Origin of the sequence: Pseudomonas helmanticensis, assembly GCF_900182985.1 — a bacterium.
In the GTDB taxonomy this organism is placed as follows: domain Bacteria; phylum Pseudomonadota; class Gammaproteobacteria; order Pseudomonadales; family Pseudomonadaceae; genus Aquipseudomonas; species Aquipseudomonas helmanticensis.
In genome coordinates this window covers 874,551-888,044 of the sequence record NZ_FXUY01000002.1, presented here as the reverse complement: position 1 = coordinate 888,044, position 13,494 = coordinate 874,551, and the positions used below count along the sequence as shown (strand labels likewise).

Genomic DNA, 13,494 nt, shown 5'->3' with positions numbered 1-13,494 from the left:
AACATCCAGATCAAAAGATCGCAGCCTTCGGCAGCTCCTACACGGGGGGTGAGGGGTTGTTACTACCATCGTCGAATGGTTCTATGGGGCCGGCCCGGCTACAACGGGGTCATACAAAAACAACTATTACACCGAGGTAGGAAAGATGAGTGCGGCTTCTCTGTATCCCGTTCGTCCCGAGGTTCTGGCTAACACGCTGACTGACGAGGCGACCTACAAAGCCATGTACCAGCAGTCGGTCGTCAACCCTGACGGCTTCTGGCGCGAGCAAGCCAAGCGTCTCGACTGGATCAAACCTTTCACCACGGTGAAACAGACTTCGTTCGATGATCACCATGTCGACATCAAGTGGTTTGCCGACGGCACCCTGAACGTTTCCTACAACTGCCTCGACCGCCATCTGGCCGAGCGCGGCGATCAAGTCGCGATCATCTGGGAAGGCGACGATCCTACCGAGAGCCGCAACATCACTTATCGCGAACTGCACGAGCAAGTGTGCAAACTCGCCAACGCCCTGCGTGGTCAGGACGTGCACCGCGGCGACGTGGTGACCATTTATATGCCGATGATTCCCGAAGCCGTGGTCGCCATGCTGGCCTGCACCCGGATCGGCGCGATTCACTCGGTGGTGTTCGGCGGTTTCTCGCCGGAAGCGCTGGCCGGTCGCATCATCGACTGCAAATCGAAAGTGGTGATCACCGCTGACGAAGGCATCCGCGCCGGCAAGAAAATTTCCCTCAAGGCTAACGTCGACGACGCCCTGACCAACCCGGAAACCAGCAGCATCCAGAAAGTCATCGTCTGCAAGCGCACCGGTGGCGACATCAAGTGGAACCAGCATCGCGACATCTGGTACGAAGACCTGATGAAAGTGGCGGGCACCGTGTGCGCGCCGAAAGAGATGGGCGCCGAAGAAGCACTGTTCATCCTTTATACCTCCGGCTCGACCGGCAAGCCGAAGGGCGTGCAGCACACCACTGGCGGTTATCTGCTGTACGCGGCAATGACCCACGAGCGCGTGTTCGATTACCGTCCGGGCGAAATTTACTGGTGCACCGCCGACGTCGGCTGGGTCACTGGCCACAGCTATATCGTCTACGGCCCGCTGGCCAATGGCGCGACCACGTTGCTGTTCGAAGGCGTGCCGAACTATCCGGACATCACCCGGGTGGCGAAGATCGTCGACAAGCACAAGGTCAACATCCTCTACACCGCACCGACCGCGATCCGCGCGATGATGGCCTCGGGTCAGGCTGCGGTTGAAGGCGCGGATGGCAGCAGCCTGCGTCTGCTCGGTTCGGTCGGCGAGCCGATCAACCCGGAAGCGTGGGATTGGTACTACAAGAATGTCGGCAAGTCGCGTTGCCCGATCGTTGATACCTGGTGGCAGACCGAGACTGGCGGCAACATGATGAGCCCGCTGCCGGGCGCTCACGCACTGAAGCCGGGTTCCGCTGCGCGTCCGTTCTTTGGTGTGGTGCCGGCGCTGGTCGACAACCTCGGTAACATTATCGAGGGCGAGGCTGAAGGCAATCTGGTGATTCTCGACTCGTGGCCAGGTCAGGCGCGCACGTTGTACGGCGATCACGATCGTTTCGTCGATACCTACTTCAAGACGTTCCGTGGCATGTACTTCACCGGTGACGGCGCGCGCCGTGATGCCGATGGTTACTACTGGATCACCGGGCGTGTCGATGACGTGCTCAACGTGTCCGGACACCGTATGGGTACGGCGGAGATCGAGAGCGCGATGGTTGCACATCCGAAAGTCGCTGAGGCAGCGGTGGTCGGCGTGCCGCATGACATCAAGGGGCAGGGCATTTATGTCTATGTCACCTTGAAGAATGGTGAGGAACCGACCGAGCAATTGCGTCTGGAGCTGAAGAACTGGGTGCGCAAGGAGATCGGGCCGATTGCTTCGCCGGATGTGATCCAGTGGGCGCCGGGGCTGCCGAAGACGCGTTCGGGCAAGATCATGCGCCGCATTCTGCGCAAGATTGCCACGGCGGAATATGACGGGTTGGGGGATATCTCTACGCTGGCGGATCCGGGTGTGGTGCAGCATTTGATTGATACGCATAAGACGATGAATGTGGCTTAACTGCTAAATCCTTAGGAGCCCTGTCCGGTTTGCCGGGTGGGGCTTTTTTGTGTCTGGAGGTTTTGTGGTGGTTGGGCTGGCTTCATTGATCGTTCCCACGCTCTGCGTGGGAATGCAGCAAGGGACGCTCTGCGTCCCAGAAGCCGACGCAGAGCGTCCAGGGAGGCATTCCCACGCGGAGCGTGGGAACGATCAGCGACTCAACCAATAATTATCGATCTGTGCTGTAAGACATTTCCCGCTGTTACCCAGCGCCTTCCACGTAACCGAATGTGTAACCGCCCGCCCCGCGACGGGGCGAAGGGAAACGCATCGCCCCGTTTTAGAGCCTTAAAACCCCCAGTGAAAAATAAGACATTACGCTGCGCTTGCCGGATTAGAAGGGTTTGCGAATAATAGGCCCGCAATTTGCAGCATAGATCGGTTCACTGTCTTTCGCTCTTGCATGAAATTGCAGGGCTGTCAATGTGCCAAAGTCGCTTTCTCTGTGCATCTGTAATTAGTTGTCGCATTGAAGAAATATCGGCTTCCGGCCTGTCGTTAGAATGCCGATCACTCGCTCATCGTGGCTGATGTTGAAATCTCTCCAGGTTTCAATGGGAAATTTCCTACCGATGCAGCAACCGATTTCCCGATTCACCCATTCGCATATTGGGCTGTCGCTCACTCTGCCGTTTTTGCCCTTTACCGATGGAGTCCCGAGATGAAGAAACTTGTGCTGCTTGGCGCCCTGGCACTGTCCGTGCTGTCGCTGAATGCCTTCGCTGACGAAAAACCTCTGAAGATCGGTATCGAAGCGGCTTACCCTCCGTTCGCCTCGAAAGCGCCGGATGGCAGCATCGTCGGTTTCGATTACGACATCGGCAACGCTCTGTGCGAGCAGATGCAGGTCAAGTGTGTGTGGGTCGAGCAAGAGTTCGACGGTCTGATCCCGGCACTGAAAGTGCGCAAGATCGACGCGATCCTGTCGTCGATGTCGATCACTGAAGACCGCAAGAAGTCGGTCGACTTCACCAACAAGTACTACAACACCCCGGCACGTCTGGTCATGAAGGCCGGTACTCAGGTCAGCGAAAACCTGAGCGAGCTGAAGGGCAAGAACATCGGCGTACAACGTGGTTCGATCCACGAACGTTTCGCCCGCGAAGTTCTGGCGCCACTGGGTGCCGAGATCAAGCCGTACGGCTCGCAGAACGAAATCTACCTCGACGTGGCCGCCGGTCGTCTCGACGGTACCGTGGCTGACGCTACTCTGCTGCAAGACGGCTTCCTGAACACCGACGCCGGCAAAGGCTTCGCGTTCGCAGGTCCTGCGTTCACCGACGTCAAATACTTCGGCGACGGCGTAGGCATTGCAGTGCGCAAGGGCGACGCCCTGAAAGACAAGATCAACACCGCCATCGCGGCCATCCGCGAAAACGGCAAATACAAAGCAATCCAGGACAAATACTTCGCCTTCGATATCTACGGCAAGTAACCCGTCTCTGCGACAAGTCCGAAATGGCGCAAGCAACAGGATCTCTGCGGTTTGCGCCATTTTTTCATCCCAACTTTCGAGGACCTGAATCATGTTGAAAGGCTACGGGGCTGTCATCCTCGATGGCGCATGGCTGACGCTTCAGCTCGCCTTGTCGTCCATGGCTCTGGCCATCGTTCTCGGGCTGATCGGTGTCGCGTTGCGCCTGTCGCCGGTGCGCTGGCTGGCCTGGCTGGGCGATCTGTATTCCACGGTCATTCGCGGGATTCCCGATCTGGTGCTAATCCTGCTGATTTTCTACGGCGGTCAGGACTTGCTCAACCGCGTTGCACCGTTGCTCGGCTATGACGACTACATCGATCTGAATCCGCTGGCCGCCGGTATCGGCACCCTCGGTTTCATCTTCGGTGCGTACCTGTCGGAAACCTTCCGTGGCGCGTTCATGGCGATCCCCAAAGGTCAGGCCGAAGCGGGCATGGCGTACGGCATGAGCAGTTTTCAGGTGTTCTTCCGGGTGATGGTGCCGCAGATGATTCGTCTGGCGATTCCGGGCTTCACCAACAACTGGCTGGTACTGACCAAGGCTACCGCGCTGATTTCCGTGGTCGGTCTGCAAGACATGATGTTCAAGGCCAAGCAGGCGGCAGATGCCACTCGCGAACCTTTCACCTTCTTCCTCGCAGTGGCGGCGATGTACCTGGTCATCACCAGTGTTTCGTTGCTGATCCTGCGTCAACTTGAGAAGCGCTACTCGGTAGGCGTAAGGGCGGCTGATCTATGATCTTCGACTACAACGTCATTTGGGAGGCGCTGCCGCTGTACCTCGGCGGCTTGGTGACCACCCTCAAATTGCTCGCGCTGTCGCTGTTTTTTGGTCTGCTGGGGGCTTTGCCGCTGGGGCTGATGCGCGTCTCGAAGAACCCGGTCGTCAACGGCGCCGCGTGGCTTTACACCTACGTGATCCGTGGCACGCCGATGCTGGTTCAACTGTTCCTGATCTACTACGGTCTGGCCCAGTTCGAAGCGGTACGCGAAAGTATCTTCTGGCCGTGGCTGTCCAGCGCGACGTTCTGTGCGTGCCTGGCGTTTGCGGTCAACACCAGCGCTTACACCGCTGAGATCATTGCCGGCAGCCTCAGGGCCACGCCGAACGGTGAGATCGAAGCGGCCAAGGCCATGGGCATGTCGCGCTTCAAACTGTACAAGCGCATTCTGCTGCCATCGGCCCTGCGCCGGGCGCTGCCGCAGTACAGCAACGAGGTGATCATGATGCTGCAGACCACCAGTCTGGCGTCCATCGTGACCTTGATCGACATCACCGGTGCGGCGCGTACCGTCAACGCGCAGTTCTATCTGCCGTTCGAGGCGTACATCACCGCCGGCGTGTTCTATCTGTGCCTGACGTTCATTCTGGTCAAGCTGTTCAAGCTGGCCGAGCGTCGCTGGTTGAGCTACCTGGCCCCGCGGAAGCACTGATATGGAACGCATCGATCACGTATTGCCGTGGAGCCATCTGGGCAGCGAGCGCAAGATTTCGGTGTTCCGTTTCGGACATGGCGAGCGCAAGGCCTATATTCAGGCCAGCCTGCACGCTGACGAATTGCCGGGCATGCGCACTGCCTGGGAGCTGAAAAAGCGCCTCGGCGAACTCGAAGCCCAAGGCTTGCTCAACGGTGTCATCGAACTGGTGCCGGTCGCCAACCCGTTGGGTCTCGGGCAGTTGCTGCAAGGCAATCATCAGGGCCGTTTCGAGGCCGGTAGCGGCAAGAATTTCAACCGTGATTTCGTTGAGTTGAGCGCGCCGGTTGCGGCGGCATTGGCCGACAGTCTCGGTGATGATCCGCACGCCAATGTGCGCCTGATTCGTCAGGCGATGGCCGATCATTTGGCCGCAATGCCGGAAGCGAGCAGCCAGTTGCAAGGCATGCAACGCGTGTTGCTCAGCCATGCCTGCACCGCCGATGTGGTGCTCGATCTGCATTGCGATGCCGAAGCCGCGCTGCACATGTACGCGTTGCCGCAGCACTGGCCGCAGTGGCGTTCGCTGGCCGCGCATCTGAATGTGCGCGTGGGTTTGCTCGCGGAAGATTCCGGCGGCAGCTCGTTCGATGAAGCTTGCTCGCTGCCGTGGTTGCGTCTGTCGCGGCAGTTCCCCGATGCGCAGATTCCGCTGGCGTGTCTGGCGACCACAATCGAACTTGGCGGTCAGGCCGACACCGGTCGCGCTGAGGCCGAGGCGTATGCTGAAGGCATTCTCGCGTTCCTCGCCGAGCAAGGTTTAATCACCGGCGAGTGGCCGAACCCAGCGAACGAACCGTGCGAAGGCATGCCGTTCGAGGGCACCGAATTGCTCCTGGCGCCTCACCCTGGCGTGGTGAGTTTTCTGCGCAAGCCCGGCGAATGGGTCGAGGCGGGCGATGAGATTTTTGAAGTGATTGATCCTGTGTCCGATCGGGTCAGCACGGTATGTGCTGGTACCTCCGGGGTGCTGTTTGCCATTGAACGGCTGCGTTATGCCCAACCCGGTTTCTGGCTGGCCAAGGTGGCGGGGCGCGAAGCGCTGCGTCACGGGCGCTTGCTCAACGACTGACTGACTGACTGTTTTTGTGAGAACCGACCGCATGTACAAACTTGAAGTCCAAGACCTGCATAAACGCTATGGCAGTCACGAAGTGCTCAAGGGCGTGTCCCTGAAAGCGGCAGCCGGCGATGTGATCAGCATCATCGGCTCCAGTGGCTCCGGCAAAAGTACTTTCCTGCGCTGCATCAACCTGCTCGAGCAGCCGCACGCGGGCAAGATTCTGCTCAACAACGAAGAGCTGAAGCTGGTAGCGAACAAGGACGGCGCGCTGAAAGCCGCTGATCCGAAACAGCTGCAACGCATGCGTTCGCGCCTGTCGATGGTGTTCCAGCATTTCAACCTGTGGTCGCACATGACCGCGCTGGAAAACATCATGGAAGCGCCGGTGCACGTGCTTGGCGTATCCAAGGCCGAAGCCCGCGAGAAAGCCGAGCACTACCTGAACAAGGTCGGCGTGGCGCATCGCAAAGACGCGTTCCCTGGGCACATGTCCGGTGGCGAGCAGCAGCGTGTGGCGATTGCTCGTGCGCTGGCGATGGAACCAGAGGTGATGCTGTTCGACGAGCCGACCTCGGCCCTCGATCCGGAACTGGTTGGCGACGTGCTGAAGGTGATGCAGGCGCTGGCTCAGGAAGGTCGCACCATGGTTGTGGTCACCCACGAAATGGGCTTTGCCCGTGAAGTGTCGAATCAACTGGTGTTCCTGCACAAAGGCGTGGTGGAAGAGAGCGGCAACCCGCGCGAAGTGCTGGTCAATCCGCAATCGGAACGTCTGCAGCAATTCCTCTCGGGCAGCCTCAAGTAATTCAGGGCTGCCGGTATGCACCGGAATAGTGCATGCTTCGCAACCTGAAGGCTGGCGCCAATCCACTGTAGGAGTTGCCGAAGGCTGCGATCTTTTGATCTGTTTTTGAGGATCAAAAGATCGCAGCCTCGTTTCACTCGTCAGCTCCTACATTGGGACAGGTATTGCAGTCCCGATAGGCGATCTGCGCCAGCCTCAAGATTTGTGTTCATTTTCGGGCTAGCATTGGCCCTTGCCTTCATCACTGTTCTTCGCTTCGGATTGCCCGCCCATGACTGCCCATCGAATTGGTTTCCTGATTTGGCCCAGCACTAAAGCGTTGACGCTGGCGCTGGCGGAGGAGGCCTTGCGTGTTGCTCAGCGTGTGCATCCGGACGTGGTTTACGAACTGTCGTTCCTGCAGGCCGAAGCCATTACCGGAGCCTCGGCCGAAGGATCCTGGCAATTGCCCGGTGAAGCCTGGACCGGCAAGCTCGAAAACTTCCAGAAACTGTTCCTGCTCGCCGATGAACCGCCGACCGCTCTGGCCCCGGCACTCAGCAGTGCACTGAAGCAACTGGTACGTGCCGGCACGGTCATTGGCGGTTTGTCCGCTGGCGTTTATCCATTGGCGCAACTCGGTTTGCTCGACGGTTATCGCGCTGCCGTGCATTGGCGCTGGCAGGACGATTTCGCCGAGCGTTTCCCGAAAGTCATTGCCACCAGCCATTTGTTCGACTGGGACCGTGATCGCCTGACCGCGTGCGGTGGCATGTCCGTTCTCGACCTGTTGCTGGCGGTGCTGGCCCGCGATCATGGTGCGGAACTGGCCGGCGCAGTGTCGGAAGAACTGGTGGTCGAGCGTATCCGCGAAGGGGGCGAGCGTCAGCGCATCCCGTTGCAGAACCGTCTCGGCTCCAGCCATCCGAAGCTCACCCAAGCGGTGTTGCTGATGGAAGCCAACATCGAAGAACCGCTGACCACCGACGAAATCGCCCAGCACGTGTGCGTGTCGCGTCGACAGCTGGAGCGGATCTTCAAGCAATACCTCAACCGCGTGCCGAGCCAGTACTACCTGGAACTGCGCCTGAACAAGGCCCGGCAGATGTTGATGCAAACCAGCAAGTCGATCATCCAGATCGGCCTCTCGTGTGGCTTCTCTTCGGGGCCGCATTTCTCCAGTGCCTATCGCAACTTCTTTGGCGCCACGCCGCGGGAAGATCGCAACCAGCGGCGCAGCAGCAGCCCGTTCGAATTGTCGTCGGTGCCGCCAGAGCGCGGTTGACAGGCCTAGGTCGGCGAGCAGGTTGATCACTCGTCGATCTCGGAATCCTCCGACGTCGACACTTCGAGTTCTGCCCGGTTGATGACCACCTCCACCCCAAAGTCCACACGATAGTTCCGGAAGTAAGCGAGCAGGCGCTGCACGCTCGTTTCGGAGAACGGGTTGTTGCGCAGATTGATCTTCTCGCCGCGTTCCGCTGGCAGCTCGAGGATGTCACTGGGGACGTCAGTGATTGCGTTGTCGTTCAGTGCCGCCAGGTCCAATTGCTCAAGCTGCAGCAGGCCCGATGGCAGCGTGGTGATCCCGGTGTTGTCGAGCAGCAGCCGGGTCATTTCCGTCATCTGACTGACGTCCGGTGTTTCGCCCAAGGGGTTGTCGCTCAAGTCGAGATGATCCAGCCGATGCATCTGCGCAAGCTCGACAACGGCCTGTGGCGTGAGCGTGATGTGGCACTCCGAGAGCGACAGATGAGTCAGATCGGCCATTCGAAATACCGCGTCGGGGATGTGCTCAAGTTGGTACTGACGAAGTGTCAGGCCTTTGAGTTTGGGAAACGTCTGAAGAAATCTCTCGATGCCGGATGTCCGCCCGGGACGGCTTGTCATGTAGAGATGTGATACATGGCTGAAGTCGGCGTCGAGTTCGGGCAGTTCGCCGTTGATGGTGGAGGTCAGGTTCAAGTCGTGGGTCGGCTCGTTGTCCTGATCGAAGTCATCTTCATCCATCTCCCGTTGCCAGCTCTGCTCCAGAATGCTTTTGAATTCATGCCGCGCTGCGTGCTCGCTCAGCACTTCGTCCAGGGTGAAGGGTTCACCGCTGATCGGATGGAGCGCAGGCAGATCGGTTACCCAGGTTGCCAGCCCGGAGCTCAAGCTGCTGAATTCGTGCTCTAGGCGCGCGACTTCGATTCGTCCTTCGGCCAACGTCCCGGGCAACAGGTAAAAAAACTCGCTGGCCTGCTCCTGATCCAGGTGCATGTACAAAGCTTGCACGCGTTGCAGGTCGGCCGGTTCGGCCAAAACGCCAAAGTCCTGCCGTGTCTGGTTGAAGTGGCGTTTGATTCGTTCGCGATCGGTCACATTAATTGGATTGCCGCCAAGATCGAAACCTTCCGGCACGTTGCCAGGCAGTTCGAAGAGCACTGCGGGCAATGCGTGAATCTGGTTGTCATTGAGCAAGGCGGTTCGCAATTGTGGGCGGCTCAGCAGGCCAATGGGCAATTGCTCAATGCCGGTTTCCGAGACGTCGATGTAATTCAGCTTCGGCATCTTTTCTACATTGGGTATGAGTCCGAGCGGGTTGCGGAACAGGTCGAGAGTTTTCAGCTTCGTCTGCTTGCCCAGGCTTTCCAGGCTTTGCGGTGTCAGGGTTATGCCGCAATCGGCGAGTATCAGTTCGTGCAACTGAGGTGACTGATTGATTGCCTCCGGCAGGCTGCCGAGGCGAAAGCCGCGCAGGGCCAGTCGATGCAGATCCGTAAAGCAGCGGAGGAATTGATGCAGGCCTTGAGTGTTCTCGGCGCCCTCCATGGTCAGGTGGTCGACATGGCTGAAGTTGACTTCGAGCGCCGGCAGTTCGCCGATGATCGGTTGAGCCAGACGCAAATCAATCATTTGCTCGGAGTCCGTTGGCAGCGAGACTTGTTGTTTCCAGCAATCCAGTAAGTCGACCCGCATCTGCCGGCGCCGGTGTCGCTGAATGGCATATTGCTCGGTAGTGAGTGGGGTGCCGGTTTCGGGGTGAACAACAGGAATCGCATTCACCCAGGGATTTAGAACCTCGTCGAGTCGACCTCGCTCGATGATCAATCGGTTCAACTCCCCGCGTGGCCCGCTTGGATGGCGTTGCAAGCGCTCGACAAAAGCCTCCAGTTCTTCGGGCAACAGATGCGGCAGCAGCCGGTGAGCATGGGATTGCAAAGTCGGAGTGTTAGTGGGCATGCGTTGAAAACCGGTCGTGCCGCCGAGCAGGCGCATGACGCTCGGGTCGTAGGCGGGTTTGCGGTTCGGGTTTTGCGAGAGCAGCGGCAGCAGTTCTTCTCGGCTCAGGGGGTGTTGGCGAATCAGCAGATTGAGTTTTTCACTTTCGCCGATGCCGACGTTCAGTGCCAGGCGCTCGGCATCAGGCAAGGCTTGCAGCAGATTGAAAAGCAGGTGGCCGGGAGCGCTAAGCTGTTCGCCGGCATCGTCAAAGGGCTGATATTGCCCCAGCTCATTCAGCACCAGGACTTTGCGAGTGGTGGCATCCAGCGGCCCGATGCTGTCGATCAGGGGGCCGGTATGTGCGTAGTGTCTGACTTCCAGGCGCAAAGATTGCGACCAGCCTGGCAGCCTCGGCAGCGAGTGCAGTATCAGGCGATCGGTATCCAGATTGTTCTGCGTGGCTTTCAGCTCCAGCCCTTCCAGTGCACGAGTCGCACGCACCTGCAGGCCGATTTCGCGGGTCAGTTCGGCAAGCCGACGGGGCAATACTGTGCGCTGGAGCTGTTCGCGTTCGAGCTCGTTCGTCGTTTCCAGTATCGATTGCGCCAGTGTCTTGGGCAGGTCCGGTTCGGCGTCCATCATCACCTGAACCAGTGGGGCAGCGTTACGTTGCAGGCTGCGATATTTATCCTCGAACAGGCTTTGTCTTTTGGTTTGTGCCAGTTCGACGATCCGTCGACGCAAAGTCCGGGTGCGGCTCTCAAGCGTCGGCGGCGTGGTATGGGGTTTTTCGTTCAGTAACGTTTTTGCATCGACTTCCGACAAGCGCAGCAGACAGGTCTTGAGCAGATCGCCGGCGTCGAGTCTTGAGGTATCAATCTGTAGAAGCGGCACGTCCGCCGTGGGCGTTTGCCAAAGTACCTTTCCTTTGCGACCAACCAAGTGCACACCTTTGTTGGCTGGCCAGTCGCCGCTCTCATGCAGTAGTTGCAACTGGATGGCCGGATCGGCCTGGAGGTAATCTTCCGCGCGTTCGCTACCGATTTGCTCGATGAATGTCTGAATGTCAGCGTCCAGCCGCCAGCGCAGCAGGGTGTCGGCCAGCAGAGGCGGCATCTGCCCAAGTTCGACGTGCATTTTGCGCAAGGCATTTTCCTCGCAGCCACTGATGTCCAACAGGCGCTCCTGCACACTGAGCGGCAGTTGGCGCATGTGCGGATCGCTACGGCTCAACAGCGTCTTGCGTTCCCAGTCCAGCGGCTGATCGAGTTCGGTTTGCCAGACCCCGGCCTGGTTGTGCTGGAGTCCGGGTTTATAGGCTTCGGGGCGAACGGGGTGGTCGATGCGGTATTGCGCTGACGGGCTGTCCTGGCTGACCGCGTAAAGTTTGTCTTCCAGGGCCAGCAGGGTTTTACCTTGATGAGCGTGCAAGCCCAGCGCATCGGGTTTTGCATTCTTGGGCAGGGAGGTGGTCTGCTCGTAAAGGTGCAGGTCGGGTTTCCAGTACCGTGAGGTGCCATTCGGCAGTTTCGCCGGGGTGAGCCGGTCAATGAACGCAACCACCGATTCCGGCAGTAGCGCGCGAAACTGGCTGGCAGCGATGACCCCTCCCGCTGCGAAAGTACCGACCTGAACGGCGGATTCCACGGCGCCCATTAAGTGTTCGAATGCCTCGCGGGACGCGCCTTGCGCCCAATCGACGATACCTTCAAAGGTTTCGTCGAGCAGTTGATAGGCGGTATACGCCAACATCAGTTCGCCGAGAAATGGCACGAATGGCAACGCGATGAAGGCGACAATGTTGAGCAGGGACGCAGCCACTTCGCTGAACGAATCCCAGAGCGCCCAGCGAGCCTGACAGTCGACCGCTGCCGTGGAGACGGCGACAACCCGTGCATCGTTGAGAATTTTGTCGAGTTTTCGTTGGTAGAGATAAACCCACAAGTCGCCTTTGATCGTTGTTGCGGCCATTTGCAGAGGCGCGCGCTCGACTGGATTCTCGCGCCAGGTGGGGCGCGGATCACCGCTGGAAACCGGTTGCCAGGTGATCGGCAGAAGGCGACTGTTCAACTGGCCGAAGAAATGCCCACGATCCTCATGATCGATGAACCGACTGAAAAAAGATTGATAGTCCGGATCTTGCAGGCGTTGTGTCAGGTGCCGGGCAAACTCGCCGGTGCTGGCGTACTCCCTGATCGGATGCTGCGGGTCATCCGGAATGTAGGCCACGACTCTTGATGTCGTGTGCGTAACCTCGAGACCCGGGGCGAACAGCACGATACCGGTCAGTCGGGCGTTCATGATTGTCAGCGCATGACATTGCCAGGACTGGCGATTCAGGCGCAGATACTTCAAGCCATCGAGCAAGCCGAGAATCAGCCGGTGGATATCGCCGCTCAGCAGTTTTTGCATGTAGGCCATTTGCAGCGCCGTTATCAGGGCCGCTTTGTCACTGGCTTTGACATTGGTTTGCAGAAGCGCTGCGACTACGGGATTGCTGATGCCCAGGTTGTCTTCCAGATAATTTTTGTAGCGCTGGCCGATGTCCAGATCACGGCACAGTTTCGTAAAGGCCTGGATAGGCATTTTTTCGCGAATCTTTGGCAACGCGCTGAACTGTCCCTCCGGTGTAGGGCGGCTGATATAGGCGGAGGTGGTTTCGAAGGCGTCGTCCGTGGTTTCGCGGCGTTCAAAGTTATGTAGTGCGGCGTCCACCAAGGCGACCGTCCAGGTGCGCGCGGCGCCCGACTTGAGCCCAGGCAACGGCGCATGCGCAGGGATGTAAAGGCGCATGAAGATTTGCCTGACATCGAGGTTCAGGCCGAAACGTTTTTCTATCTCGGCGCCTAGCAGTAGCTCGGCGAAGGACTGGGCATCCAGCAGGCGCGCGAGGTTTTGCTCGACACGGTTTTGCGCAGCCCACTGCAATGCATTGAGCGCGCGCAATTTCTCGTGCTCTTTGCGTGGCGCTTGCAGGAGCGGGGCGGAAAGCTCTGGCGTGGTTTTTTTCAGCGCATCGCGCCTGTGGGTCGGCGCCTGGCTGAGCCACGGCGCAATGGCATCGAGCAGAGGTTGATAGTGCCCGTCGGGCTTGGGCAGCAACGCTGAGTGGGATGGCGATGCGTGGAGGGCTGGATTTTCATCAATCATGGGAGCGGCCGTTTGCCTTGGAAAGTTCCATAGCAAACCCTGTGAAACGCATCGATGTGCGGTACATATATACCGCACAACGAAAAACACTCTTGAGTAAGATCTCCAGCAGTCCTGCGCAAACAGCGGCGTGCGGTTTAAACTGCGCCTTTGCGACGCTATATGTCGCATTGCCGTAAACCCGGGAAAATCCG

The 13,494-nt window shown here is 58.8% G+C and carries 8 protein-coding genes; 7 read left to right on the top strand and 1 reads right to left on the bottom strand.

What is annotated here, in order from left to right; translation table 11 throughout:
- The first annotated feature begins 145 nt into the window (after positions 1–145).
- The 7 genes from acs (at position 146) to argR (ending at position 8,228) form a co-directional block, all read left to right on the top strand.
- Complete coding sequence (acs, locus tag QOL84_RS26810) at positions 146–2,101, top strand: acetate--CoA ligase (protein ID WP_283439172.1); 1,956 nt, start codon at positions 146–148, stop codon at positions 2,099–2,101.
- A 703-nt stretch (positions 2,102–2,804) separates the two neighbouring features.
- Positions 2,805–3,578 (top strand): ABC transporter substrate-binding protein, encoded by a 774-nt coding sequence (locus QOL84_RS26805; RefSeq protein WP_129395125.1) that lies wholly within the window; start codon positions 2,805–2,807, stop codon positions 3,576–3,578.
- A gap of 91 nt (positions 3,579–3,669) precedes the next feature.
- Complete coding sequence (locus tag QOL84_RS26800) at positions 3,670–4,359, top strand: ABC transporter permease (protein ID WP_103304062.1); 690 nt, start codon at positions 3,670–3,672, stop codon at positions 4,357–4,359.
- On the top strand, positions 4,356–5,054 hold the full coding sequence (locus QOL84_RS26795; RefSeq protein WP_129395124.1) for an ABC transporter permease: 699 nt from the start codon (positions 4,356–4,358) through the stop codon (positions 5,052–5,054). The genes QOL84_RS26800 and QOL84_RS26795 overlap by 4 nt, the downstream gene beginning before the upstream one ends.
- A gap of 1 nt (position 5,055) precedes the next feature.
- A complete protein-coding gene (locus QOL84_RS26790; RefSeq protein ID WP_129395123.1) occupies positions 5,056–6,168 on the top strand; it encodes a M14 family metallopeptidase in 1,113 nt (370 codons plus the stop codon).
- Between the two features lie 31 nt (positions 6,169–6,199).
- A complete protein-coding gene (locus tag QOL84_RS26785) occupies positions 6,200–6,964 on the top strand; it encodes an ABC transporter ATP-binding protein (protein ID WP_003227281.1) in 765 nt (254 codons plus the stop codon).
- 271 nt (positions 6,965–7,235) lie between these two features.
- Positions 7,236–8,228, top strand: coding sequence for a transcriptional regulator ArgR (gene argR / locus QOL84_RS26780; RefSeq protein WP_283439171.1), 993 nt, complete (start codon positions 7,236–7,238; stop codon positions 8,226–8,228).
- Between the two features lie 26 nt (positions 8,229–8,254).
- Here the strand turns inward: argR and QOL84_RS26775 are convergent, their stop codons facing one another.
- On the bottom strand, positions 8,255–13,300 hold the full coding sequence (locus QOL84_RS26775; RefSeq protein WP_283439170.1) for a dermonecrotic toxin domain-containing protein: 5,046 nt from the start codon (positions 13,298–13,300) through the stop codon (positions 8,255–8,257).
- Positions 13,301–13,494: the final 194 nt, after the last annotated feature.